At 70.6% G+C, this 25032-nt stretch carries 23 protein-coding genes and 1 tRNA gene; 12 read left to right on the top strand and 12 right to left on the bottom strand.

Features of this window, described 5'->3' with window-relative positions; translation table 11 throughout:
- Positions 1-75: 75 nt before the first annotated feature.
- Positions 76-1776, bottom strand: coding sequence for a diguanylate cyclase CdgB (cdgB, locus tag OHS59_RS20820; protein WP_328494924.1), 1701 nt, complete (start codon positions 1774-1776; stop codon positions 76-78).
- A 327-nt stretch (positions 1777-2103) separates the two neighbouring features.
- Here cdgB and OHS59_RS20825 point away from each other — a divergent pair, with 327 nt between their 5' ends.
- Positions 2104-2667, top strand: a complete 564-nt coding sequence (locus tag OHS59_RS20825; RefSeq protein WP_328494925.1) for a flavin reductase family protein — start codon at positions 2104-2106, stop codon at positions 2665-2667.
- A gap of 344 nt (positions 2668-3011) precedes the next feature.
- Here OHS59_RS20825 and arfB read toward each other — a convergent pair whose 3' ends face one another.
- The gene (gene arfB / locus OHS59_RS20830) at positions 3012-3440 is read right to left on the bottom strand and encodes an alternative ribosome rescue aminoacyl-tRNA hydrolase ArfB (RefSeq protein WP_328494926.1); all 429 of its coding nucleotides are present in this window, start codon (positions 3438-3440) and stop codon (positions 3012-3014) included.
- Between the two features lie 247 nt (positions 3441-3687).
- Between arfB and OHS59_RS20835 the strand changes: the two genes are divergently transcribed.
- Positions 3688-4263 (top strand): TerD family protein, encoded by a 576-nt coding sequence (locus OHS59_RS20835; RefSeq protein WP_328494927.1) that lies wholly within the window; start codon positions 3688-3690, stop codon positions 4261-4263.
- 219 nt (positions 4264-4482) lie between these two features.
- Positions 4483-4998, top strand: a complete 516-nt coding sequence (locus tag OHS59_RS20840) for a GNAT family N-acetyltransferase (RefSeq protein WP_328494928.1) — start codon at positions 4483-4485, stop codon at positions 4996-4998.
- 63 nt (positions 4999-5061) lie between these two features.
- On the opposite strand, the gene OHS59_RS20845 is transcribed toward OHS59_RS20840, so the two are convergent.
- The gene (locus tag OHS59_RS20845) at positions 5062-6465 is read right to left on the bottom strand and encodes a M1 family metallopeptidase (RefSeq protein WP_328494929.1); all 1404 of its coding nucleotides are present in this window, start codon (positions 6463-6465) and stop codon (positions 5062-5064) included.
- A gap of 37 nt (positions 6466-6502) precedes the next feature.
- On the opposite strand from OHS59_RS20845, the gene OHS59_RS20850 reads away from it, so the two are divergent.
- Positions 6503-7003: a hypothetical protein gene (locus OHS59_RS20850; protein ID WP_328499294.1), complete on the top strand. Its 501-nt coding sequence runs from the start codon at positions 6503-6505 to the stop codon at positions 7001-7003.
- Between the two features lie 332 nt (positions 7004-7335).
- Here OHS59_RS20850 and OHS59_RS20855 read toward each other — a convergent pair whose 3' ends face one another.
- On the bottom strand, positions 7336-8013 hold the full coding sequence (locus OHS59_RS20855) for a pentapeptide repeat-containing protein (RefSeq protein WP_328494930.1): 678 nt from the start codon (positions 8011-8013) through the stop codon (positions 7336-7338).
- Positions 8014-8176: 163 nt separating this feature from the next.
- Between OHS59_RS20855 and OHS59_RS20860 the strand changes: the two genes are divergently transcribed.
- Both OHS59_RS20860 and OHS59_RS20865 read left to right on the top strand, forming a co-directional pair.
- A complete protein-coding gene (locus OHS59_RS20860; protein ID WP_328494931.1) occupies positions 8177-9349 on the top strand; it encodes an NAD(P)-binding protein in 1173 nt (390 codons plus the stop codon).
- A gap of 74 nt (positions 9350-9423) precedes the next feature.
- On the top strand, positions 9424-10437 hold the full coding sequence (locus OHS59_RS20865; protein ID WP_328494932.1) for a zinc-binding dehydrogenase: 1014 nt from the start codon (positions 9424-9426) through the stop codon (positions 10435-10437).
- 44 nt (positions 10438-10481) lie between these two features.
- On the opposite strand, the gene OHS59_RS20870 is transcribed toward OHS59_RS20865, so the two are convergent.
- Positions 10482-11306 carry an aminoglycoside phosphotransferase family protein gene (locus OHS59_RS20870; RefSeq protein WP_328494933.1) on the bottom strand — a complete coding sequence of 275 codons (825 nt, stop codon included), beginning with the start codon at positions 11304-11306 and terminating at the stop codon, positions 10482-10484.
- 73 nt (positions 11307-11379) lie between these two features.
- Between OHS59_RS20870 and OHS59_RS20875 the strand changes: the two genes are divergently transcribed.
- Together OHS59_RS20875 and OHS59_RS20880 are read left to right on the top strand one after the other, a co-directional pair.
- The gene (locus OHS59_RS20875; protein ID WP_328494934.1) at positions 11380-12864 is read left to right on the top strand and encodes an NAD(P)/FAD-dependent oxidoreductase; all 1485 of its coding nucleotides are present in this window, start codon (positions 11380-11382) and stop codon (positions 12862-12864) included.
- A 16-nt stretch (positions 12865-12880) separates the two neighbouring features.
- Positions 12881-13609, top strand: coding sequence for an alpha/beta hydrolase (locus OHS59_RS20880; RefSeq protein ID WP_328494935.1), 729 nt, complete (start codon positions 12881-12883; stop codon positions 13607-13609).
- 26 nt (positions 13610-13635) lie between these two features.
- Here OHS59_RS20880 and OHS59_RS20885 read toward each other — a convergent pair.
- Positions 13636-13710, bottom strand: a tRNA-Thr gene (locus OHS59_RS20885).
- 252 nt (positions 13711-13962) lie between these two features.
- Between OHS59_RS20885 and OHS59_RS20890 the strand changes: the two genes are divergently transcribed.
- The 3 genes from OHS59_RS20890 (at position 13963) to OHS59_RS20900 (ending at position 16732) form a co-directional block, all read left to right on the top strand.
- Positions 13963-15099, top strand: coding sequence for an ABC transporter ATP-binding protein (locus OHS59_RS20890; RefSeq protein ID WP_328494936.1), 1137 nt, complete (start codon positions 13963-13965; stop codon positions 15097-15099).
- Positions 15100-15328: 229 nt separating this feature from the next.
- The gene (locus tag OHS59_RS20895) at positions 15329-15811 is read left to right on the top strand and encodes a hypothetical protein (RefSeq protein WP_328494937.1); all 483 of its coding nucleotides are present in this window, start codon (positions 15329-15331) and stop codon (positions 15809-15811) included.
- Positions 15812-16000: 189 nt separating this feature from the next.
- Positions 16001-16732, top strand: coding sequence for a nucleotidyltransferase family protein (locus OHS59_RS20900; RefSeq protein WP_328494938.1), 732 nt, complete (start codon positions 16001-16003; stop codon positions 16730-16732).
- A 112-nt stretch (positions 16733-16844) separates the two neighbouring features.
- Here OHS59_RS20900 and OHS59_RS20905 read toward each other — a convergent pair whose 3' ends face one another.
- The 6 genes from OHS59_RS20905 to OHS59_RS20930 all read right to left on the bottom strand — a co-directional run bounded on the left by OHS59_RS20905 (position 16845) and on the right by OHS59_RS20930 (position 23633).
- The gene (locus tag OHS59_RS20905) at positions 16845-18518 is read right to left on the bottom strand and encodes a DoxX family protein (RefSeq protein WP_328494939.1); all 1674 of its coding nucleotides are present in this window, start codon (positions 18516-18518) and stop codon (positions 16845-16847) included.
- Positions 18519-18700: 182 nt separating this feature from the next.
- The gene (gene rlmB, locus OHS59_RS20910; protein ID WP_328494940.1) at positions 18701-19645 is read right to left on the bottom strand and encodes a 23S rRNA (guanosine(2251)-2'-O)-methyltransferase RlmB; all 945 of its coding nucleotides are present in this window, start codon (positions 19643-19645) and stop codon (positions 18701-18703) included.
- Positions 19646-19799: 154 nt separating this feature from the next.
- Positions 19800-21200 carry a cysteine--tRNA ligase gene (gene cysS, locus OHS59_RS20915; RefSeq protein WP_328494941.1) on the bottom strand — a complete coding sequence of 467 codons (1401 nt, stop codon included), beginning with the start codon at positions 21198-21200 and terminating at the stop codon, positions 19800-19802.
- A gap of 350 nt (positions 21201-21550) precedes the next feature.
- Positions 21551-22063, bottom strand: a complete 513-nt coding sequence (gene ispF / locus OHS59_RS20920) for a 2-C-methyl-D-erythritol 2,4-cyclodiphosphate synthase (RefSeq protein ID WP_328494942.1) — start codon at positions 22061-22063, stop codon at positions 21551-21553.
- Complete coding sequence (gene ispD / locus OHS59_RS20925) at positions 22053-22805, bottom strand: 2-C-methyl-D-erythritol 4-phosphate cytidylyltransferase (RefSeq protein WP_328494943.1); 753 nt, start codon at positions 22803-22805, stop codon at positions 22053-22055. Before ispD ends, ispF begins: the two co-directional genes overlap by 11 nt.
- A 345-nt stretch (positions 22806-23150) precedes the next feature.
- Complete coding sequence (locus tag OHS59_RS20930; RefSeq protein ID WP_006380568.1) at positions 23151-23633, bottom strand: CarD family transcriptional regulator; 483 nt, start codon at positions 23631-23633, stop codon at positions 23151-23153.
- A 689-nt stretch (positions 23634-24322) separates the two neighbouring features.
- Between OHS59_RS20930 and OHS59_RS20935 the strand changes: the two genes are divergently transcribed.
- A complete protein-coding gene (locus OHS59_RS20935) occupies positions 24323-25027 on the top strand; it encodes a copper chaperone PCu(A)C (RefSeq protein WP_328494944.1) in 705 nt (234 codons plus the stop codon).
- Positions 25028-25032: the final 5 nt, after the last annotated feature.

A 25032-nucleotide genomic window follows, 5' to 3' on the forward strand; every position in this document is an offset into this window, starting at 1 on the left:
ATCGAAAGGCGAGCCTACCCGGTCCCGCTGCCCCAAACGGGTGACTCAGCTCGCACGGCAGCGCTGACCTGCGGATCAGCCCGCGCGCCTGTGCGCTTTGGGACGAGAACGTTTCTCTACGTACATCCGCTCGTCAGCGGACTGCAGGACCTCGTCCGCAGACATGCCGCAATGTGCCCACCCGATACCGAAGCTGGCACCGACGCGCATGGCCCGTCCGTCGACCCTGATCGGCTGGATTATCTCGTTGCGCAGCCGCACCGCGAGGTCCTCCGCGTCGGCCCGGCCGAGGCCGTCGGCGAGCACCACGAACTCGTCGCCGCCGAGCCGGGCGACCGTGTCCCCGTCGCGCACGGCGCCGCCCAGCCTGCGGGCCACCTCGATCAGCACGTAGTCCCCGGCGTTGTGCCCGAAGCGGTCGTTGATCGACTTGAAGCCGTCGAGGTCGCAGAAGAGGACCGCGAGTCCCTTGGTGCCGTCGTCACGCTCCCCCTCGGGTGTGACGGTGTGCACATGGTGGTCGTACGCGTCGATGGCGTCCGGGACCGGCCGGTAGTCGAAGCCGTGCCCGTTCACGTCGTAGGCGTTCATGTCGTACCCGTTCGCGTGCGCGTTGCGCGCGGCCACCACTTCCCCGTACGCGGCGTCGATCGTGTCGACCACGCCGGGTTCCGTCGCCGTGGGGCGCGCGCACAGCCGGGCGGCGAGCCGGGAGCGCAGCTCCGCGGAGTTCGGCAGGCCGGTGAGCGAGTCGTGGGAGGCGCGGTGGGCGAGCTGCAGCTCGCGGCGCTTGCGCTCCTCGATGTCCTCGACGTGGGTGAGCAGGAAGCGCGGCCCGTCGGCGGCGTCCGCGACCACGCTGTTGCGCAGCGACACCCACACGTACGTGCCGTCGCGGCGACAGAGTCTCAGTTCGGCGCGCCCGCCCTCGGCGGAGGTCCGCAGCAGGGTGCCGATGTCCTCGGGGTGGACGAGGTCGGAGAACGAGTAGCGGCGCATCGAGGAGGCGGGGCGGCCGAGGAGGCGGCACAGGGCGTCGTTCGTGCGCAGGATCCGGCCGTGCTGGTCGCCGCCCATCTCGGCGACGGCCATGCCGGACGGTGCGTACTCGAAGGCCTGCCGGAAGCTCTCCTCGCTGGCGCGCAGTGCCTGCTGCTCGCGCTCCAGACGGACCAGCGCGCGCTGCATGTTGGCCCGCAGGCGCGCGTTGCTGATGGCGATGGCGGCCTGGAACGCGTACATCTGCAGGGCCTCGCGGCCCCACGCGCCCGGGTGCCGGCCGTTGCGCGGGCGGTCCACGGACAGGACGCCGATCAGTTCACCGCAGGAGCCGCTCGGGACACTCGGGGTGTACATGGGCGCGAAGAGCCGGTCGGCGGGGTGCCACTCGTCCTCGAAGCGCGGTTCGGGTCCGTCGGTGTACCACTGCGGGACGTCGTCCTCGTCGAGGACCCAGCCCTCCGTGTGCGGTATGAAACGCAGGTCGCCCCACGCCTCGCCCATGTTCAGCCGGCGCTCCCAGGACTCGCGGGAGCCGGTGCGGCCGGTGATGAGCGCCTCGGCGGCGGAGTTCCCGGCGAGGGCGGCGACCACCAGGTCGCCGTCGGGCTGGACGAGGTTGACGGCGGCCAGCTCGTAGCCGAGTCCGTTGACGGCTCCGTCGGCCACGGTCTGCAGCGTGTCGGCCAGGCTGCGGGCCGTGTTCATGTCCGCCATGACCGTGTGCAGCTGCCGCAGGGTGGCAAGGCGGACGTACGGCTCCGACTCCGTCTCCATTCGCCCTCCCCCCTCGAAGACCTCGACAGCAACTCCAGGGTTCTCTCCCGGCCTACTCCTGCCAGCTTCCCCGCCACTGAATCACAGCGCGCTGCCCACTCGGTACACAGGGTCAACAAATTATGGCACCTGTGACTCAAGTCACAGGTGAAGATGAACAATTGAGTAGAGTTTCTGTGTTTTCGCGGTGCGTTTACTGAACGCAAATCTGTGGAAGATGTGCGCGCGCCTGGTAAGAGATCCGAGTCACACTCCCACTTCAGTCCTAGGACCCGCTTCGGGCCTTGGTCGGATGTGTTCGACGTCGGCGGAGAATAGCGTCTTCGTGTGCTGAACACTCCCTCTGCCGCTCCGCCCGCCCCTCCCGTGCATGCTGAGGGGGTGAGCAACGAAGAGTTCCGCGCCGCCATGTCCCGGCTGGCCGCCGGCGTGGTCCTGGTGACCGCGCACGAGCCGCAGACCGACCCGGACGCCCCGAGCGGCGAGGACGTCAGCATGACGGCGACCTCCTTCATGTCCGTGTCCCTGGACCCGCCCCTCGTGCTCATCGGCCTGCGCGAGGGCTCCCGTATGGACGACCTGCTCGACGAGCAGCCCGTGTGGGCGGTCTCCCTGCTCGCCGAGGGCCAGAGCTCCGTCGCGAGCCGCTTCTCCATGAAGAACCGCATCTCCGACCGCCTCCTCTTCGCGGACGTGCCGTTCGTCCGCGGGAAGGTCTCGGGTGCGCCACTGCTGGACGGATCGCTGGCGACCCTGGAGTGCCGCACCGAGCAGCGGGTGACGGCGGGTGATCACACCCTGGTGATCGGCCGGGTGCTGACGTCCTCACTGCCGGGCCCCGAGGGCGGACCGCTCACGTATTTCCGAGGCCGTTACCGGCAGTTGGGCTAGCCCGCCTTCCAGGCATGAACCGTGTACGACTGTGAAGCCGCGCGCACTTCCCGCCCACCCACGGCGCCGGAAACGCCCGGCTCGCCGTACGCCGCCCTCGACCCCGACGGCCGCGCTTTCCACAGCATCCGCGTCACAGGATTCACGGAACGGGAAATTCCGTCCCGGTCAGCGTTCTGCCGCGCTTTTCTCCGGCCTTTTCTTCCGCCGCCAGAAAAGCCGCCCGAAGCGGCACCACGATCCCGCCCCCGCACTCCCCCGCCCCACCGCGGGAGCGGCAATGGGAAGCGCGGAAAGCGAACAAAGCAAAGGGGGAGCGAGTCCGCCCGACCCCTCCCCCTCGCTCACCCCCAGTCGCGCCCGGAACGCCCACGCTTCGTATCGCCCCGCTGCTTCTTCTCACGGAGCCGACGTTCGTTGATCCCACGCGGAATGCGGGTGGCCCGGCGGGCCCTGGGCGGCGGGGCACTGGCCTCGGCGAGCAGCGAGGCGAGCCGCACGGCGGCCGTCTCGCGGTTGCGCCACTGGGACCGGTGCTCGGAGGCGCGCACGGCGACGACCCCGTCGACCAGCCGGTCGGCGAGCTTGGCGAGTGCCCGCTCCTTCCACACCGGCGGCAGCGACTCCGTCTTCGCGAGGTCGAAGCGCAGTTCGACCTGCGAGTCGGTCGTGTTGACGTGCTGGCCGCCCGGCCCGGAGGAGCGCGAGAAACGCCACATGAGCTCGGCCTCGGGCAGCGAGACGGAGCCACGGATGACGTAGGGACCGGACATGGACCCATGGTCCCCTGTCTGTCCGGTCCACGTCACCAGCTTTTCGCCACCGGAACGGTCACCGCCCCGTACCCGACCCGGCGCGGAGCGGCCCTCCCACCCCCAGGTAAAGAAAGTAAAGAGGAGCGGAACCCTGGGGACCCCCATCGGCGTTCTTAGGGATGGCGGTAGCTTCGTCCCGTACGAAGCCCGACGCGCACCACCGCACGACCCGTACGTACAAATAACGAGGGAAGGACTCCCAACCATGGCTGTAAGCCTGTCCAAGGGTGGCAACGTCTCGCTGACCAAGGAGGCTCCGGGCCTGACCGCCGTCACCGTGGGCCTCGGCTGGGACGTCCGCTCCACCACGGGAACCGACTTCGACCTGGACGCCTCGGCCATCGCGGTCAACCCCGAGGGCAAGGTCTACTCGGACGCCCACTTCATCTTCTTCAACAACAAGCAGACCCCGGACCAGACGATCGTCCACACGGGCGACAACCGCACGGGTGAAGGCGCCGGCGACGACGAGGCGATCAACGTCAACCTCGCGGGCCTCCCGGCCGACGTCGACAAGATCGTCTTCCCGGTGTCCATCTACGACGCGGAGACCCGCTCGCAGAACTTCGGCCAGGTCCGCAACGCGTACATCCGCATCGTGAACCAGGCCGGTGGCACCGAGATCGCCCGTTACGACCTCTCGGAGGACGCGGCCACGGAGACGGCCATGGTCTTCGGCGAGCTGTACCGCAACGGCGCCGAGTGGAAGTTCCGCGCGGTCGGCCAGGGCTACGCGTCCGGCCTGACGGGCATCGCCAAGGACTTCGGCGTCAACGTCTGACCCAGCACGCGCACGACACACGAGGGGCCCGGTACGGCTGCAGCCGTACCGGGCCCCTCGGTCTTCCCCCGGAGCCCCCTGCGGCAGCACCCGAAAGGGGCCCGAGGAACGGCGCGCCCGCCCCCACGCCCCCACAGACAACTCCCCGGACTCCGGACGCCCAGCCCCCACCCTCCCCGAAACCCTCAGGAGGCATCCGGAGCGCCTACCCTGCCCGGGGTGATCCTCGAACCGCTCGCCCTCACCCCGGACCGCGACCTGCCGGGCCCCCTCCTCACGGAACTCACCGCCCTCTACGCCTCGAACCACGCGTTCTACGCCCTCAGCGGCGACTTCCCCGACCCGCACGACATCCGCCCGGAGCAGGTGGCGAAGGCACTGGCGGACGAGCTGGCCAACCCGGACGTGGAGGTCCTGCAGGCCCGCAGCGCCGGACAGCTCGTCGCGGTCGCGATCACACTCGCGCACCATCCGGACCCGGGCGACCCCGATCCCTGGATCGGCCTGCTGCTGGTCGACGCGGCACACCAGGGCAAGGGCCACGGACGGCGGCTGGCGGCACACATCGAGGCCCGCTTCCGCGAGGCGGGCAGGGACGCCGTACGCCTGGCGGCCCTGGACAACAACCCAGGAGCCTTCGCCTTCTGGACGACCATCGGCTACGAGACGATCGGCCACCGCAAGGACCGCCAACTGGGCCGCCCCTGCACGGTGCTGCGCAAGATCCTCCACTGACCCCGCCACGGCCGTCACAGCCACCCGGAACCACACGTGGCCCGGAATGACCCTCCTCGGGGACTACCGAGCCGCCGGTCGCCCCTCCCCATAGAGCCAGTCCTCCCAGATCCCGGAGAAGTCCTCGTCCGGCGCCTTCTTCTCCACGTAGGCGGTGAAGTCGTCCGTGTCCGCGTTGCCGTGGCGCCGGGTGGTGGCCCAGCCCCGAAGGATGTCGTGGAACAACTCGTCGCCGACGGTCTGGCGGATCTTGTGCAGCACCATGGCGCCCCGCTCGTACACGGGACTGTCGGAGATCCGCGCGGCACTCGGCGGCCGGGCGGGCGGGAAGTCCCAGACGGCGTCGTTGTCCGCCTTCTTGTCGAAATAGTCACCCTCGTACAGCGCGTCGAAGACGTCCTGCACGGAATCCCCGCCGTGGTCCTCGCCCCACAGCCACTCGGCGTACGTCGCGAAGCCCTCGTTCAGCCACATGTCGCGCCACGACCTGGGAGTGACGGAGTTCCCGTACCACTGGTGGACCAGCTCGTGCACGAGCAGCTCAACGCCGGGCACACCGGGAAACACGGGCCGGTTCTGGGTCTCCAGGGCGTACCCGGCGTCGTTCTCCCGCTCCACGATCGCGCCGGTCGACGAGAAGGGGTACGGCCCGAAGTTGAGCTCGGCCCACTCCACGACCTCAGGAATCCGACCGAGCACCGCCCCACTCGCCGCGGCCTCCTGCGGATCCACAGCCACATAGACAGGCAGCCCGCCCGCCTCAGACCGACGAATCCCGAACTTCCCCACGGCCATCACGGCCACGTAGGACGCCATGGGCTCCGGGACATGCCAATCAAAAACGGCACGCCCGCCCTTCACCGTCTTCCTCCTCAGCTCCCCGTTGGAGACGGCTTCCAGCCCTTCGGGCACGGCGATCGAGATGTCGTACGAGGCCTTGTCACCCGGGTGGTGGTTGCCGGGGAACCAGGCCATCGACCCGGTGGGCTCCCCCAGCCCCAGTGCCCCGTCCTCGGTGGGCAGCCACCCTTCCTCCGACCCATCGGGATCGGTGATGACCTCCGGCACCCCGGAATAGCGAACAACGGCGACAAAGACATCCCCGCCGCCCAAGTCGTCCCGCGGCCGAACGGTCAGCTCATGATCCCCACTGCGGTTGAACCGCGCGGGCTTCCCCTCCACCTCGACCGACCGAACCCCCATGCCTTTCAGATCAAGGTTGAACGCGCTGAGGTCCTTCTCCGCCCGAGCCCGGATCTCCGCCTTGCCCACCAGCCGGCGTGTCCGCGGCTCGTAGTCGAGCGTGAGCCCGTAATGCGTGACGTCGTACCCACCGTTCCCCGACTTGGGAAAGTAGGGATCCCGCACCCCGGGAGCCCCCGCGACGCCCCGCACACCTCCATCACAGCCGGCCAGAACACACACCAGCAGAACGACAACGGGACCAAAGCCAGCAGACCGGGGCATGGCGGCGATCCTAGAACGGCGTGACACCATCACCCACGTGCTCGACATCGGCTACGCCCTCTCCTCGCGCTTCCCGGACCCCCCGCAGACCGACTACCGCCGTGCGGACGTCCACGCTCTCCGCCACGACCTGTTCTGCGGGGACGTCTACCTCGCCGACACGAAGGCGGACCGGGAGCTGTCCACAGGCTGGGGATGGGTGCCGGTGCTCGACTTCGCGTGGGCCCTGTGCGACATCGTCGAACAGCTCGACCAGGACCCCATGGGCAGCAGGGCCTCCCGCCCCCAGCGCGCCGAACTGGACTTCACCGAGTCCACCGACCGCATGCTCTTCGAGCGCCGCTTCGGCTGGGTCGACATCGAGTCCGACTGGATGCCCGCCGACGAGCCCCCGCTCACCTTCTCCCACGCCGAACTCCGCCGTGAGGCCCGGGACTTCCTCCACGACATCCTGGCCGACCTGACCGACCTCCACGAGGCGCTCCGCGACAACCCGGCAATCTGGAACCTTGAGGCCCGCTTCCCCCGCCTCCCCTGACACCTAGCGCACCCTCCCTGAGGGCTGCGCCCCCAGACCCCCCATCGGCCTGAACGGCCTCGTCCTCAAACGCCGGACGGGCTGAAAGACGAACGCCCGGCCGCAGCCAGCCCACAAAGCCCCCGGCACCCGGCGACGGCGCGGGAGCGGGCCGTGCCGGTACGTCGAAAGCCCGCCGCGTAGGGCTCCTCCAGGAAGGGGCGCCCGACAAGACCAAGAGCAGTACACCCGGGGGCGGCGGGCTCGACGTACCGGCACGGCCCGCTCCCACCCCCGCCGCACCCCCGGCCCTCACCCTCACCCCCGCCAGACGGCGAAACGCGCTCAAAAAGTCACACATCAACCCCCACCACCCGAACCCCCACCTCCGCAGCAAACACCCCCGCAAGATCCAACAACTGCGCCGGACTGATCACAGCCCCCGCCAGCCGATCAACCCCCCGCGAGAACCCCACCTCCGCGGCCCGCCGCAGATCCACGTCCGTCAGCGACACCCCGCTGAAGTCCGCCCCCTTCAGCACACAGTCCACGAATTCGACCCGCTCCAGCCGAGCACCCCCGAAGTCCGGCTCGACCAGCACGCACCCCTCGAACACCACATCCCGGATCCGAGCCTCCCGCAGATTCAGGTAGTCGATCTTCCCCCCACGGAAGACCACCCGCTCCAGCACGGCGCCATGCATCTGCACCCCGCCCAGCCGGGCGTCGACCACTTCCACGTCCCGGAAGGTCGCCGACCCGAAGTCCGTCCCCACCCCCCGCATCCCGGTGAGCACGGAATCCAGCACCCGCGCATGATGCAGCCGCGTCTCGTCGACCGCGCACCCCGTCAGCGCGCAGTCCATGAACCGCGCACCCCCACCGTCCTGCCCCACGAAGTCCACGTCGGTGAACCGCAGCCCGTCATAGTCCCCGTCCGGCTCAAGCCCACCACCCTCGAACGGCTCCAGCGACGGCAGCCGCACCTCGGGCCGCCGCGCACCCTTCACCTTCACCGCTCTGCTCACCATCCCCCCATCCTGCACCCCACCACTGACAACACCCCGCCCCCCAAGAGCCCCCTCCATCCCCTCCATCTCCCCCCCACCCACCCAAGATCCCCGGATGTCACATCCCGAGCCCGCCAGGAGTCATGACGACAACCCAGAAACAGCCCAGAACGGAGACCCACCCATGCACCGCATCACGATCATCGGCGGCGGCTTCGCCGGCCTCACCGCCGCCATCACCGCCGCGGAGGCAGGCGCCAAGGTCACCGTGTACGAGGCCCATCACACCCTCGGCGGCCGAGCCCGCACCGCCGAGGGCCCGTACAGGACGAACGAGGGCCCCCACGCCCTCTACAAGGGCGGCCCCCACTGGACCTGGCTCAAGCAGCGCGGCCTGCTCGGTGAACTGGCCCCGCTGCCACCCCTGGAAGCGGCCCGCCTCCGCCTCCGCCACAACGGCGCCCTGCGCCGCACCCCACCCCTGTCGATGCTGAAACTCCTCCGCCGCACGCCCCAACAGGCACCCGTCGACCAGGATTTCACCACCTGGGCCACGGACATCGCGGGCGAGGAGGGCGCGACCGCCGCAGCCCACTACTCCGCGGTCGCCCTCTTCCACCACGCCCCGGGCACCCTCTCCGCGGCCTTCGTCCAGGAACGCCTGCGCCGCGCCACGAAGCTCCCCCCGGAGGCGCACTACCCGCGCGGCGGCTGGGCGGGCGTCATCGACAGGATGGCGGGCCGCGCCTGGAACCTCGGCGTACGGGTGGAGACCCTGGCCCGCGTCGCCGCACTGCCCGCCGACCACGGCCCGGTCATCGTGGCCACCTCCCTGGACGCGGCCCGCACGCTCCTCCGGGACAGCTCCCTGACCTGGCCGAGCGGCCGTACGGCCCTGATCGACCTGGCCGTCCGCACCCGCCGCGGCGACGCGTTCGCCGTCTCCGACCTCGACGCCCCGGGCTGGATCGAGCGGTTCACGGCCCAGGACCGTACCCTCGCCCCGCCCGGCGAACAGCTTCTCCAGGGTCAGATCCCGATCGCACCGCACGAGTCCCGCGCGGACGGCATCGCCCGCGCCGAGCAACTCCTCGACCTGGCCTTCCCGGCCTGGCGCGACCGGGTCACGTACCGCCGGGAGGCACTGGCGAACGGCCGCACGGGCGCGGTCGATCCCCCGGGCACGAGCTGGCGCGACCGCCCACGCGTGGACCGAGGCGACGACGTCTACCTGGCGGGCGACCAGGTGGCGGCCCCCGGCGTGCTGTCCGAGGTGTCCTTCAACAGCGCGCTGGAGGCGGTGTCCCTGGCCTTCAGGATCCGCACCAGGGCAGGCCTTGACCTCAAGCACGCTTGAGGTCAAAAACTGGCAGTCGCGCACCCCGCCCCAAGCCCGACGCGACTCCGCAGCCACGCCTCCCAGGGGGACCCATGCAAGCCACCCGCCTCCACACCTTCGGCCCGCCCGAGAACCTTACGTACGAGCGAACGGAAGCCCCCGTCCCCGCCCCCGGCCAGGTCCGTATCAAGGTCGCGGCCGCCGGCGTACATCTCCTGGACACCGCGCTCCGGGCAGGCGTCAAGGGCCCGTACCCGGAACTGCCCGACCTCCCCACGATCCCCGGCCGAGAGGTCGCCGGCACGGTCGAATCCCTCGGCGAGGGCGTGGCCGCCCTGTGGCTCGGCAAACAGGTCGTGGCCCATCTCGGCCTCAACCCCGGCGGCTACGCGGAACTGGCCGTCACAGACGTCGACCGCGTCCACGAGATCCCCGGGAACCTGGACTTCGCCCAAGCGGTCGCGATGATCGGCACGGGCCGTACGACGATGGGGATCCTCCAGTTCGCCGAACTGACCCCCGATTCCGTCGCCGTGATCCCCGCCGCGGCGGGCGGCATCGGCACCCTGCTCGTGCAGTACGCGAAGAACGCGGGCGCCACGGTGATCGGCCTGGCGGGCGGTTCGGACAAGGTGGCGCGGGTCGAGAAGAACGGCGCGGACCTGGCAGTCGACTACTTGGACCCTGACTGGCCGGACCAGGTGAGGCGGTTCCTCGGCAACCGCCCGGCCACAGTGGTCTTCGACGGCGTGGGCGGCGAAACGGCCCGCAAGGCAGTCGCACTCCTCACGCCCCGCACACCGCACGCACCACACCCCCCTCACCCCCGAGGCAGCCACATCGTCTTCGGCTGGTCGGGCACGGGCCTGCACGACGGCACCCCGTACCTCGTCGAAGGCGTGTCCCTGTCGGTCCTCGGCCCCGCCATGATGCAGAAGGCGGGCGGCCCCAACCCGATCCGCACCCTGGAACTGCGCGCCCTCGCCGAAGCAGCAGAGGGCCGCCTGGTCCCGGCGATCCACCGCTTCCCCCTCGCGGAAGCGGCCGCAGCGCACCGCGCGCTGGAGACCAGGGCCACACACGGCAAGGTGATCCTGGAACCCTGACCCTCCACGACCCCAGCCCTTCCTTCCCCCCTTCCCCTCCCTCCTCAACGCCCCAACAACAGCAACGCGATGGCCACCTGCTCCTCGTCCAGCCCCTCCCCCTCCTCGACCTGCCACAGCGAGTTCTGAAGCACCCGCCCCAAGGTCCAGGCGCGCGCCCGTCCCCGATCCACCCCCAGCACCTCCGTCATCAGGTCGAAGCGGCGCGTGAACATCCCCTCCTCGAACCGGTTCCAGAGGGCGGGCAGCAGATCGAAGCAGGGATCACCGGCGAGCGGCTTCGGGTCGATGACGAGCCAGGGTTCGCGGTCGGCGGCGAGGACGTTCTCGAAGTGCAGATCCCAGTGCAGCAGCCGGTCCCCCGGCTCGCCCGCGACCTCGCGCACGGCCGCCGCGCAGTCCGCGAGCAGCCGCCGGTCGTCCTCCGCCGCGAGGGACTCCAGCACCGGGGGCAGCCGCTCGAACATGCCCGCGGTGACGGAGTCCAGCCGCCGCAGACCCGCCGGCGCGGGCACAGCCGTGATCCGCGCCAGCAGCCCGGCCAGGATCGACGTCGCCTTCATCACATCCGGCACATCGGCCAACGGCCGGTCCTCGTCGAGCCGTTCCAGCAGCAGCGTGCCGGTCGCCGCGTCCTCGTCCAGCAGCCGTACGGCCCCGTCGCCGCCCCAGGTCCGCAGCGCCGGCCCCTCACCGGCCGTCTCCTCATCGACGTCCTGCAGCTTCAGTACGGCCGGTGTCCCGTCGCCGCGCACCACCGGCAGCACGACCGAGACCTGCCCGCTCATCGGCGCCCCCTCCTGACGCAGCCCCCACTGCTCCAGGAACCGTCCGCCCCGCTCCAGCAGCCGCCCAAATCCCACCTTCACCACCCCCACCCTCTCCAGAACCACGAAATCCGAAGGAGACACCCACCACCTGGAGAAGCTAACGTCACCGCGCATGAGCAGCACGGAGAACGCGGACAGCGCGTCCGACACGGACAGCACACCCCCCGCGCCTTACGCGCCCCCCACGGCCCCGTCACCACGCGCGCCCCGCACCACCGTCAACGGCGGCATATCGTTCTGGTACGCCGAGGACGGCCTTCCCTTCCCCCGGGAGTCCCTCCCGGGTGACGCGAGCGCCGACGTGGTGATCGTCGGCGGCGGCTACACCGGGCTGTGGACCGCGTACTACCTCAAGAAGGCCGCGCCCTTCCTGCGGATCACCGTCCTGGAGCAGAAGTTCTGCGGCTACGGCGCCTCCGGCCGCAACGGCGGCTGGCTCTACAACGGCATCGCGGGCCGCGACCGGTACGTGCGCCTGCACGGCCACGAGGCCGCCGTGCGCCTCCAGGAGGCCATGAACGCCACGGTCGCCGAGGTCGTCAGGGTCGCCGCGGAGGAGAACATCGAGGCGGACATCCACCAGGGAGGCGTACTCGAAGTCGCGTGCACGCCCGCCCAGATGTCCCGCCTCAAGACCTTCCACGACACGGAACTCTCGTACGGGGAGGAGGACCGCGAGCTGTACGGCGCGCGCGAGACCGCGGACCGGGTCCGGGTCGCGGACGCCGTCGGTTCCACCTGGACCCCGCACGGCGCCCGGCTGCACCCGGTCAAGCTGCTCAAGGGCCTCGCGGCGGCCGTGGAGGCACTCGGCGTCACGATCCACGAGTCGACACCCGTCACCGAGATCAGACCGAAGCGCGCCGTCACCCCGTACGGAACGGTCCGCGCCCCCTACATCCTGCGCTGCACGGAGGGCTTCACGGCCTCCCTCAAGGGCCAGAAGCGCACCTGGCTCCCCATGAACTCGTCGATGATCGCCACCGAGCCGCTGACGCCCGCCCAGTGGGAGTCGGTCGGCTGGGAGGGCCGGGAGACCCTCGGCGACATGGCCCACGCCTACATGTACGCCCAGCGCACCGCCGACGACCGGATCGCGCTCGGTGGCCGTGGAGTTCCGTACCGTTACGGTTCCCGTACGGACAACGACGGCCGTACGCAGGCGTCGACGGTCGAGGCGCTGCGCGAACTTCTCGTCCGCCTCTTCCCCCAGCTCTCGGGCATCGCCGTGGCGCACGCCTGGTCGGGTGTGCTCGGCGTACCGCGCGACTGGTGCGCGTCGGTCACCCTCGACCGCTCCACGGGCCTCGGCTGGGCGGGCGGCTACGTGGGCTCCGGAGTGGCCACGGCCAATCTCGCCGCCCGCACGCTCCGGGACCTGGTCCAGCGGGACTCGGGTCAGTCGGGCGCCACCGACCTCACCACACTCCCCTGGGTCGAACACAAGGTCCGCAAGTGGGAACCCGAACCTTTCCGCTGGCTCGGGGTACACGGCATGTACGCGACGTATCGAGCCGCCGACCGCCGCGAAGTCACCACCCATGCCGCACAGTCGTCCCGGATCGCGCGTATCGCCGACCGGGTCGCGGGCCGCTGAGAGACAGGGGAACCCCATGAGCACCGCAGTCATGGACACCGTCCGCTACTCGTCCGACGGTCAGCTCCTCGACATCCATCGCGCCGCCGCCCCGGACGCCCCGACGGTCCTGCTCTGGCACGGCCGCGGCCCCGCCGAACGGGACGTCCTGGGCGCGCTGGCGGCGGAGGTCGCCCGCCTCGGCGCCACCGTGATAGTCCCCGACTGGCACCCGGACGCCCCCGACGGCGGCCGTCCCCAGCTCGCCGCGTCGCTCCGCTTCACCTGGGACTTCGTACGCGACCCGGCGGAGGTCGTCCTCGTCGGCTGGTCCCTGGGCGGGCGCGCCGCGATGGCCACGGCCCTGCGGCCGGACCCGCCGGAGGGCTGGCGCCCGGCCGCCGTGGTCGGCATCTCGGCCCGCTACAACCAGCCCGAACCCCTCCTCGGCCTGCCCTCCCCCATGGCCGTCTGCGCCTCCGCGCCGCCCCTCCCCATCCACCTGGTGCACGGCAGGGAGGACACGGTGTGCGACTTCGCCAACGCGGGCGAGTTCCAGTCGGTCCTGGCCGCCTGCGGCCGCCAGGCCCCGCTCACGGAACTCACCACGGACCACCCGGGCGCGGTCATGGCCGAGTACTCCCCGGAATGGGGCCGCTGCCGCCCGGCCCACTCGGGCTCGGCCCACCGGGAGGGCCTGCGCACGGCCCGGGTCATCGCCCGGGCGGCCGGCCTCCCCACGCAGAAGGTCCGGGCCACCGAGTGACCCGGACCTCCCGGCACGACATCAAGAGCCCCCTGTCGGATTCGAACCGACGACCTACGCATTACAAGTGCGTTGCTCTGGCCGGACTGAGCTAAGGAGGCCTGCACGCGGGCGTGCCTGTGCGTACACGCAGGCACGCCCGAAGCAGTGTACCCACGTCACAGCGGGGCCCCGTCGAAAATTATCTCGAACTTCATTACCCACCGAGTACTGACAGAACGTGTGAACGCGGGGTAGCGTCCTGAACCAGTCCGCTCGTGTGGACTACACCACTACGGATCGTTCCGTAGCGGTACACCACCTTTACAACGGATCGTCCGGCACGTTCCTGCCGGTGAAGGGGGCCCCTCACCATGGCCACTGTCTCGTTCAACAAGGCGACCCGCATCTACCCGGGTGGCGACAAGCCCGCCGTCGACCAGCTTGAGCTCGACGTCGCGGACGGCGAGTTCCTCGTCCTCGTCGGTCCCTCCGGCTGCGGAAAGTCCACCTCCCTGCGGATGCTCGCGGGTCTTGAGGACGTCAACGGCGGTTCCATCCACATCGGTGACCGCGACGTCACGCACCTGCCGCCCAAGGACCGGGACATCGCCATGGTGTTCCAGAACTACGCGCTGTACCCGCACATGACGGTCGCGGACAACATGGGCTTCGCGCTCAAGATCGCCGGCATCAACAAGGCCGAGATCCGCCAGAAGGTCGAGGACGCGGCGAAGATCCTCGACCTCACCGAGTACCTCGGCCGCAAGCCGAAGGCCCTCTCCGGCGGTCAGCGCCAGCGTGTCGCCATGGGCCGCGCCATCGTGCGTGAGCCCCAGGTGTTCCTCATGGACGAGCCGCTGTCGAACCTCGACGCCAAGCTCCGTGTCTCGACCCGTACGCAGATCGCGTCGCTGCAGCGCCGCCTCGGCATCACCACGGTGTACGTGACCCACGACCAGGTCGAGGCCATGACGATGGGCGACCGCGTGGCGGTCCTCAAGGACGGTCTGCTCCAGCAGGTCGACTCGCCGCGCAACATGTACGACCGCCCGGCGAACCTCTTCGTGGCCGGCTTCATCGGCTCCCCGGCCATGAACCTGGTCGAGGTCCCGATCACCGACGGCGGCGTGAAGTTCGGCAACAGCGTGGTGCCCGTCAACCGCGAGGCCCTCAAGACCGCCTCCGACAAGGGTGACCGTACGGTCACGGTCGGTGTCCGTCCCGAGCACTTCGACATCGTCGAGCAGGGCGGCGCCGCCGCCGCGACCCTGTCGAAGGAGACCGCGGACGCCCCGGCCGGCCTCGCCGTCACCGTGAACGTCGTCGAGGAGCTCGGCGCCGACGGTTACGTCTACGGCAGCGCCAAGGTCGGCGAAGACATCAAGGACCTGGTCGTCCGCGTCAGCGGCCGCGCGGTCCCGGAGAAGGGCTCGACGCTGCACGTCGTGCCGCGCGCGGGCGAGACCCACGTGTTCTCGACCTCCACCGGTGAGCGCCTCACCGACTGATCGCGCAACCGCACCGACCGGCCGGGAGGATCCCGGAGAATTCACCCAGGTTGACGAAGAAGGCCCCGCAGTCCGCTGCGGGGCCTTCTTCGTTGTCGACAAATACCCCGGCAGACCGGTCATTTCGACATCTGTTCGTCAACATCAAACTCGAAAACGGGCGTTCACCCGTCCCCCGAACTGATTACTAAATGTCGCCAAATCATTACCCCGCGCTACCCTCACTCGCGTGAAGCACTCCACTAACCACTCGACGCGACACGGCCGCGGCCCCTCCGGCCGACCGACTCGACACGGCCGCGGTCCGGCCCGCCGGATCGGCCGTACTCTCGCCCTCGTTCTGCCCGTCGTCCTGGTGCTCTCCGGGACGCTCGCGGTCACCCGGGTCAACTGGTCGGGGAACGAATCCTCGACGTCGGCCCTCGCCGCATCCGCCGAGGACGTCTCCCGGCGCGCACCGTCCCGCGCTCCGCACGACGTGCTGCGCGACAAGCTTCTCCTGGAGCTCCAGGAGAAGAACCCGGGGGTCGCCCTCACCCATCTCCAGGAGGCTGTGAACGGCCGTCCGTCCCTCGGCAGGCACTGTGCCTCCATCGCCCGTGCGCTGGGCCGCGCGGCGGTGCGTGCGTACGGCCCGGTCCGCGCCCAGTCGTTCGCCCGCCCGGTCTGCGACACGTCCTTCGCCACGGGCGTGGCAGCCCAGCACGCCTGAGCCGGCAGGGGGCACGTACCCGTTGGGGGCGCCGGGCCGCACCCCGGCCCCGCAAGGGGCGCGGGGCTGTGACACGTGCGGCTCCGCCGCAGGGGCGCGACCAGCCCTCACGGACCCGCGGCCATCCACCCGCTCAGCCAGTCCCACACCCACCCGCAAAACCCGCGGGGCGCCACGTAAAGTTCGGGCATGACCGATCCGAACGCAGCGTCGCGCCCCGTTCAAGCCGTCGTCCTGGCCGGCGGCCAGGGCTCAAGGCTGCGTCCCTACACCGACGACCGTCCGAAGCCGATGGTCGAGATCCCCGGCACCGGGACTCCGATCATCGGCCATCAGCTGACCTGGCTCGCCGAGGAGGGCGTCACCGACGTCGTCGTCTCCTGCGGTCATCTCGCCGAAGTCCTCCAGGAGTGGCTGGAGTCGGCGGATCTGCCCGTCTCCGTGACCACCGTGGTCGAGTCGGAGCCCCTGGGCCGCGGCGGCGGTCTCAAGTACGCCGCCAAGCACCTGCCCCACCCGGACCGCCCCTGGTACGCGACGAACGGTGACATCTGGACCCGTTTCTCGCTGCGCGACATGGCGGACTTCCACACCGAGCGCGACGCGGTGGCGACCCTCGCGCTGGCCCGCCCCCGTCTCCCGTGGGGCGCCGTGCAGACCGACGACTTCGGTCACATCACGGACTTCATCGAGGCCCCGCCGACCGCGCACGGCATCAACGCGGGTGTGTACGTGTTCTCCCCCGAGTTCGCCGAGCTGCTGCCCGCGCTCGGTGACCACGAGCGCTCCACGTTCCCGCGGCTGGCCCGCGAGCGCCGGCTGGCCGGCTATCCGATCCCGCAGGGCGCCTACTGGCGCGCCATCGACACCGCGAAGGACCTCACGGAGGCGGCCAAGGAGCTGGCGGCGCTGGGCCGTTGAGCGCCTTCTGAAACACCCAGCCGGCCCGCGGAGACAAGCGAAACGACCGGCCCGTACGCCGATGGGCCCCGCACCGGTCAGGTGCGGGGCCCATCGGCGTCGTACGGGCTTCTCAGCCGAGCAGACCGCCCACCAGCTTGGAGTTGCCGCCGGAGCCGCTGGAGCCGCCTGAGCCGCTCCCGCCGCCCGTGCCGCCTCCGGAGCCGGTGCCACCGCCCGAGCCCGTGCCGCCGCCCGTGGCGGTACCGCCGCCGCCCGAGGAGGACGGTCCCGCGGTGGTCGCGGGCGCCTGCGGGGGCGCCGACTGCTGCGGCGGGGCCTGGCCCGAGCCCTGTGTCTGGCTGGGCTGGCCCGCGGTGGCGCCGGCCGTCTCACGGGCCGTCGCGCCGGGCGAGGTCGCGGCGCCCGACGGGCTGGCCGAGGTCGCGCCGCGCGTGGGCGAGTCGGCCGACGCCGACGGGCTCTGGCGGTCGCGGCGCGCGCCGGGCTCCTCCGGGAGCGCGGAGCCGGGCAGTTCGTTGCGCGGTGCCTCGCCCGGACCGGGCACGACCACGCGGTCGGAGTCGCGGACGGCGCCGCCGAGCATCGAGCCGATGAGCAGCGTGAGTCCGACGACGATGGCCGTGACGAGCGCGCCGCGCCGCAGTACGCGGCGGCGCAGTTCCCAGATCTCGGCGCGCGGCCCGAGGGTGCGCCAGGCCTCGCCCGCGAGGCGGCCGTCGATGGAGTAGACCGGGGCGCCCGCGATGATCAGCGGCGACCAGGCGGCCAGGTAGATGATGTCGGGCGCGTCGTAGGCGGGGACGGACTTCCAGCTGACGGTGAGCAGCAGCGCCGCCGACAGCAGTGCGCCGACGACCGCCGCGACCCGCTGCCACAGACCGAGGACGGTGAGGACGCCGACGATCACCTGGAAGAAGGCGATGAGGAGTCCGGCGCCGACGGGGTGCTGGAGTGCGAACTCGCGCAGTGGCTCGGCGAGTTCCCAGGGGTGCAGCGAGTTGAGCCACTTGACCATGGAGCCGCGCTTGCCGCCGTCGAAGTAGACGGGGTCGCAGAGCTTGCCCATGCCTGCGTAGATGGAGATGAAGCCGAGGAAGACGCGCATGGGGAGCAGGACGACGCCGAGGTTCATCCGGCGGCCGGGGTAGTACCCGTGCCGGACGGGGGCGGCTCCGTGCCGCTTGAGCGCCCCGTCGTCCTCGTCCCGGTAGTCGTCGTCCTCGTAGGAGTCGTCCTCGAAGTCGCCCTCCGCGTACGGGGGTTCGTCGAGCTCCTCGTAGGCGCTGCCCGCGCTGCGCATCTGCTGCGGCAGGAGGCGTTCGGGGCCGCGGACGGTCGGGGTCTCGACGGTGGCGTCGACGTCGAACCCGGAGGGTCCTTCGCCTTCGACACGCGGGATGACCTGGGTCGCGCCGCCTTCGCCCGCCGGCGCCTCGGCGCCGTGGCGCAGGCTCGTGCTCCGCACGGCCTGCAACAGCCGGGTGGCGCCCGTGTCGTCGGGGGCGGACTTCCCGCTCCAGACGACGGGCGCGCGGCGGCGGGTGCCTGCGGCGGTGCCGACTACGGGGACGCGCGCGGTGTCGCCGCCGGAGCTCAAGTTCCGCGCGGCACGCGGGGACTGGGCCCGCGGCGCGGTGTTCAGCTGCACGCGGAAGCTCGCATGATTGACGATGACCTGCGCCGGATCGCTCGGCACCTTCACCATGCTCAGCGCGGGAGCGTCGTCGAATCCCAACGAGCTGTCCCCCGTGGGTGTGCGGGGTGTTCTGGTGTCCACACTCATCTAACCGAGTGACGTGTGTTTAGGACACTGCTTTGACCGGCCGGATCTGTCCGGACTCCGTCAAGATCAACCCAGCCCCCGTCAGGCCGCGGGGCTGTGACACATGCGGCTCCGCCGCGGGTGCGCGACCAGCCCCCACACACCCGCGGCCTGACGACCGCCCGGGGGCAGCCGAGCCCCGACTAACCCCGCTTGCGCGAAGCCTCGTACAGCACAACTCCCGCCGCCACACCCGCGTTCAGCGACTCGGTCCCACCCGGCATGGGAATCCGGACCCGGAAGTCACAGGTCTCCCCGACGAGTCGGGAGAGCCCCTTCCCCTCGCTGCCGACGACGATGACGACGGGCCCGCCGAGGGCCTCCAGGTCACCGACCGTGGCCTCGCCGTCCGCGGCGAGCCCGACCACGATGATCCCGGCCTTCTTGTACGCCTCCAGGGCCCGCGTCAGGTTCGACGCGCGGGCGACGGGCGTACGGGCCGCGGCACCGGCGGACGTCTTCCACGCACCGGCGGTCATGCCGGCCGCGCGGCGCTCGGGCACGACCACGCCGTGACCGCCGAAGGCGGAGACGGAGCGGACGACGGCACCGAGGTTGCGCGGGTCCGTCACCCCGTCGAGGGCGACGATCAGCGGGTCCACGCCCGCGTCGTACGCGGCGGCCGCGAGGTCCTCCGGGTGCGCGTACTCGTACGGCGGGACCTGGAGGACGAGACCCTGGTGGTTGAGCCCGTTGGTCATGCGGTCCAGCTCGGGGCGCGGGGCCTCCATGAGGTGGATGCCGCCGCGCTCCGCGGCGAGCTGGAGCGCCTCGCGCACCCGCTCGTCGTTGTCGATGAACTGCTGGACGTACAGCATCGTCGCGGGGACGCCCTCGCGCAGCGCCTCGACGACGGAGTTGCGCCCGACGACCATCTCGGACGTGCCCTTGCCGCCCCGGCCGCCGCGCGGCGAGGGCTTGCGCACGAGCTGCTTGGCCTTGGCGCCGGCGATGCGGTTCTTCTTGTGTCCCTTGCGCGCCTCGGCGGGCGGGGTGGGGCCCTTGCCTTCGAGGCCCCGGCGTCGCTGGCCGCCACTGCCGACCTGCGCGCCCTTCTTGCCGGACATGCGGCGGTTGTTAGCGGCCATGACCTACCTGTCTGTGTGAACGCGTACGGGTGTACGACTGTGGTCTACGGGCGTACATCTCCGCTGTGCGGGCGAGAACCACGCCTGCGAAATGACGTACGTACATGAAGTGTGCCGCCCGGACACCCGGACGGCACAATCGATCAAGAAATGGTCAGCGCGGGCCGAGGGTCCAGCGCGGTCCCTGGGGACCGTCCTCGATGACGAGCCCGGACTGGTTGAGCTGGTCCCGGATGGCGTCGGCGGTGGCCCAGTCCTTGCGGACACGGGCGGACTCGCGCTGCTGCAGCACCAGCCGTACGAGCGTGTCGACGACTCCGTGGAGGTCCTCGCCGCGGTCGCTCTCGCCCGCCCAGTGCGGGTCGAGCGGGTCGAGGCCGAGGACCGCGAGCATGGCCCTGACCTCGGCGAGCCGGGCGACGGCCGCCTCCTTGTCGTCGGCGGCCAGCGCGGAGTTCCCTTGGCGGACCGTGGTGTGCACGACGGCGAGGGCCTGCGGGACACCCAGGTCGTCGTCCATCGCCTCGGCGAACGCCGGCGGCACCTCGGCCGCGGGCTCGACCGGCCCCCCGGCCTTCTCCACCACGCGCTGCACGAAGCCCTCGATCCGCGCGAACGCCGACTCGGCCTCGCGCAGTGCCTCTTCGCTGTACTCGATGGTGGAGCGGTAGTGCGGGGTGCCCAGGTAGTAACGGAGCACGATGGGCCGCCACGCCTTGACCATCTCGCTCACGAGCACGCTGTTGCCGAGCGACTTCGACATCTTCTCGCCGCTCATGGTCACCCATGAGTTGTGCACCCAGTAGTGCGCGAACTCGTCGCCGAAGCCGACGGCCTGGGCGATCTCGTTCTCGTGGTGCGGGAAGATCAGGTCGATGCCGCCGCCGTGGATGTCGAAGGCGGAGCCCAGGTACTTGTGCGCCATGGCACTGCACTCCAGGTGCCAGCCGGGCCGGCCGCGCCCCCAGGGCGTCTCCCAGGACGGCTCGCCGGGCTTGACGGCCTTCCACATGGCGAAGTCCCGCGGGTCCCGCTTGCCGGTCTCGCCGTCCTCGGCGGGCTGGCGCAGCTCGTCCAGGTCCTGGTTGGACAGGGAGAGGTAGCCGGGCAGGGACCGTACGTCGAAGTAGACGTTGCCGTCGGCCTCGTACGCGTGACCACGCTCGATGAGCCCGCGCATCATCTCGACCATCTCGGTGATGTGGCCGGTGGCGCGCGGCTCGTACGTGGGCGGGAGGCAGCCGAGCGCCGTGTAGCCGTCGTTGAACGCGCGCTCGTTCTCGTAGCCGATCGACCACCAGGGCCTGTCCTGCTCCGCCGACTTCCTGATGATCTTGTCGTCGATGTCCGTCACGTTGCGGACGAACGTGACGTCGTAGCCGCGGTACTCGAACCAGCGGCGCATGATGTCGAAGTTGAGCCCTGACCGGATGTGGCCGATGTGCGGGGCCGCCTGCACCGTGGCGCCACACAGGTAGATCGAGACACAACCCGGCGTGATCGGGGTGAAATCGCGAATCTGCCGGGCGCTGGTGTCGTACAGGCGAATAGTCACCACACCAGGGTAGTGCGCGGTGACCCGTGCCCCGCGACCCTTGTCCCGTATGGGACACGTATTCGTGACATCTGTGCCCCACCGGTGACGCGAACCGGCTTTTCCCTCGCCCCCGCCGCCCCTACCCGTCCCGCAGCTGCCTCGGGGGCTCCGCCCCCGAACCCCCGGTCCTCAAACGCCGGACGGGCTGAGAGACAGCCGGACCGGCGGACATCTCCAGCCCGTCCGCGAATCTTCAGCCCGTCCGGCGTTTGAGGACGAGCGCGTCAGCGCGATACGGGGGCGAGGGGCGCAGCCCCATGCAGTGACGATGGGGGAGGGTAAGGGCGGCGGGGGCGAGAAACCCCCCGTCAACCCACCCGCGCAACCAACGCCGTCGCCACCGCCATCAACCCCTCGTCGCGCCCGGCGAACCCGAGCCCGTCCGTCGTCGCCCCGGACACCGACACCGGCGCCCCCACCGCCTCGGAGAGAACCGCCTGCGCCTCGTCCCGCCGCTTCCCGATCTTCGGGCGGGGCCCGACGACCTGCACGGCGACATTGCCGATCGTGAAACCGGCCGCACGGACGATCCGGGCCGCCTCGGTCAGCAGCGTCACGCCGGACGCCCCGGACCACTCGGGCCGCCCCGTACCGAAGTGCTGCCCGAGATCGCCGAGCCCCGCCGCGGAGAACAGCGCGTTGCACGCCGCGTGCGCGACGACGTCCGCGTCGGAGTGGCCCGCGAGCCCGGGGCCCTGGCCCTCCCACTTCAGCCCGGCGCACCACAGCTCACGGCCCTCTTCGAAGGCATGGATGTCGGTACCGATACCGACCTGCGGCAACAGCGGTGCCCCGGAGCCCTCGGGACTCTCAGAAGCCATCGTTCAGCCTCCGCCGCGTCAGGACCGCCTCCGCGAGGATCAGGTCCAGCGGACGTGTCACCTTGAACGCCTCCTCGTGGCCTGGCACGACCACGACCCGCAGCCCGAGCTGCTCGACCATGCTCGCGTCGTCGGTGACATTGTCCGTGACCGTCGCGTGGGCCCGTACGAGGGTGTCGCGGTCGAAGCCCTGCGGCGTCTGGACGGCACGCAGGCGCGCCCGGTCCGGAGTGGCGACCACGGGCTCGGGCTCGCCGGCCGTGTCCGCGGGCTCGACCTGCTTGACGGTGTCCGTGAGCGGCAGCGCGGGCACGACCGCGGGAGCCCCGTCGCGTACCGCCTCGATGACGCCGTCGACCGTGTCGACGGGTACCAGCGGGCGGGCCGCGTCGTGCACGAGCACGATGTCGATGCCGGACGGCAGCGCGTCGAGGCCGAGCCGCACGGAGTCCTGGCGGCTGTCGCCGCCGGGCACGACGAGGAACTCGGTCCGCTCGGGCAGGGCGTGCGAGTCGAGCAGCGTCTTGACCTCGGCGGCTCCGTCGGGCGGCGCCACGACGACGACGAGGGAGACGGCACGCGACGCGGCCATGGCCCGCACCGCGTGGATCAGCATGGGCGTGCCGTTCAGCGCGCGGAGCGCTTTGGGAGCGCCCGGGCCGAGGCGTACGCCTCGGCCTGCGGCCGGAATCACGGCCGCCGTACGGGCCCCGGGAGGCGTGGGGCGCGAATCGTCAGACATCGGTTCCTGTCAGGTTTGTATGCTCGGCCGACGTGGGTATGGCCTGGGCGTACCCCGGCCGACGGGCTGGGGGAGTGCCGGGCGCGACGCCTTGACCGGACCCTTCCGTGAAGATGGTCGAGCCAACTGTCCGGGCCCGGCACTCCGAGTATCGGATCCCTGAATTCTGAGGGCCGTCCGAGTGCAGGGTTTCCCGGTATGACGTGCCCCGGGTTCGAACGGGCCGGGGTACGAACATGCCGCAGCGCCCGGCGACATGAATACGTCATCGGGCACCGCGGCATTTCATTGCGCCGAACCGCTCGTTTCACCTCTGGTCAGAAAGCGATCAGAGCGCGACGGGCGTCAGGACGCGAGGACCTCGTCGAGCAGTGCCTCGGCCTTGTCCTCGTTGGTGTTCTCCGCGAGGGCGAGCTCGCTCACCAGGATCTGGCGGGCCTTGGCGAGCATGCGCTTCTCGCCGGCGGAGAGTCCACGCTCGCGCTCACGACGCCACAGGTCACGGACTACCTCCGCCACCTTGATGACATCGCCGGAGGCGAGCTTTTCGAGATTTGCCTTGTAACGACGGGACCAGTTGGTGGGCTCTTCGGCGTACGGCGCGCGCAGTACCTCGAAGACCCGGTCCAGCCCTTCCTGACCGACCACATCACGCACGCCGACGAACTCCGCATTGTCCGCTGGCACACGCACTGTCAGGTCACCCTGGGCGACCTTCAGGACCAAGTAGGTCTTGTCCACGCCTTTGATCTGGCGAGTTTCGATAGCCTCGATCAGCGCGGCCCCGTGATGGGGATAGACCACGGTGTCGCCAACCTTGAACGTCATGTGACAGGTACCCCTTCCGTGGCTATCCAGGGTAACACGGAAACCGCGTGTTCTGAATGGCGTTTTCGCAGGTCAGGGCATATCTCGGGGCTTGACAATCCCAACAGGAACGTGCTTCGGAGGGGCCGCGGACGACGGTATTCGCAGGTCGGAGCGGCTGTCCCGGCGGGGAGAAACGCGCACGTTACAACACCCCCGATCCCCTCCCACGTGCCCGAACGTCCAGATTTGTCGGGTTCCGGGAGCCCATCTTCCGCTACTCCGTTCGGTCACCGGAGCCGCGTGCGAGACGAATCCGGAATTGATCACGCGGGCCCGAGATCGCGCGGAGATCGGCCCGAGATCGCCCCGGAGATCGACCGAAGATCAATTTCCCGGACCGCCATGCATTCCTTACGAGAAATCCGCAAGCCCGCGCGGGGGCCTTTCGGAGGCTTACCGAGGGTTCTTATGTGAAAGACGGACGAGTGTGTGGCGGATGTGTCCGTGTGACATGCAAGTACCCCGGGGGACGTGAGTGTCCGAGGGGTGGAGAACCGGCGTCCGGCCAAGGGTCGGGCAGCCGTAGGGGCGGGTCGGGTGCGGCGGCACGGGAACGGCTCGGTAACCTGAGGCCGCTGACTGACCCTTGGGGCGGCCTTACAGAGGAGCCGCTCTGATCCGCCCACGTTCTAGGAGTTGCCGCCGCCGTGAGCAGCAGCCTTCGACGCGGCAGCCTCGCCGCCGCCGCCATCGCGTTCTCGATCGCCTCGCTCGCCGCGTGCGGTGCCGGCAACAAGGCCCAGACGCTGGAGATCAAGCCGGACAACGCCGCCGTCACCGTCGGCGTCATCAAGATCCAGAACGCCGTCGTCATCACCCAGCCCGAGCCGGAGTCGACGGGCCCGACCGCGGTCGCCGCGACCCTGTTCAACAGCGGCGACACTCCCCAGACCCTGGAGTCCGTCAAGGTCGAGGGCATCGGGCAGGCCGCGCAGCTCAAGCCCGCCAAGGGCTCGGGCAAGCTGACCGTCCCGGCCGGCGGCTCGCTGGTCCTCGGCGGCAAGGACAACGCCTCCGCCGTACTGGAGAGCAGTCGTGAGGCCTTCAAGGACGGCGACGCGCAGCCGGTCACCTTCACCTTCAGCAAGACCGGTGACGTGAAGCTGGAAGCGTTCGTCGTGCCCGCCAACAGCTACTTCTCCGACTGGGGCCCCAGCGCGGTCCCGGCGGCGCCGAGCACCGAGCCGTCCGCGTCGAAGTCGGAGTCCGGTACGGCCACCGGCTCACCGTCGCCCTCCGGGTCCGCGTCGGGTGAGACCGAGGAGACGGGTGAGACGGGCGAGGCGGGCACCGAGGTCTCCGACGCGGCGTCGGCCAGCGCCGATGCCTCGGAGTCGGCAGCGGGCCACTGAGAGGC

The organism is Streptomyces sp. NBC_00414 (assembly GCF_036038375.1).
Taxonomy (GTDB): domain Bacteria; phylum Actinomycetota; class Actinomycetes; order Streptomycetales; family Streptomycetaceae; genus Streptomyces.